Source organism: Dellaglioa sp. CoH-56-MRSF-13 (assembly GCF_056782095.1).
The window spans coordinates 1-367 of the sequence record NZ_JBXAYC010000092.1; the positions used below are offsets into that span (position 1 = coordinate 1).

The window sequence follows — 367 nt, forward strand, 5'->3', positions numbered from 1 at the left end:
TCTTCACCGGACTCGTCGTCTTCTTCGTCTTCGTCCTCATCTTCACCAGACTCGTCGTCTTCGTCGTCTTCGTCTTCTTCCGACTCGTCGTCTTCGTCTTCTTCCTCGTCCTCTTCTTCGTCTTCCTCGACGACCTTCTTCTTGCCCTTGGCCGGAGCCTTCTTCTTGCTCACAGGCTCGTCTTCTTCGTCTTCCTCATCTTCGGACTCGTCGTCTTCATCCTCTTCTTCGTCTTCATCTTCGACGACCGGCTGCTTCTTGCCCTTCGCGGCCTTTGCCGGTGCTGCCTTTGCCTTCGACTTAGGAGCCGGGGTTTCGTCGTCTTCCTCTTCCTCGTCTTCTTGATCTTCAGCGTCAACATTTGCCG

General features: G+C 54.8%; 1 pseudogene. It reads right to left on the reverse strand.

The annotated features are described in order from the left end of the window. Positions 1-367: pseudogene (locus tag AC1RP1_RS08045) on the reverse strand (hypothetical protein); the annotation flags it as partial.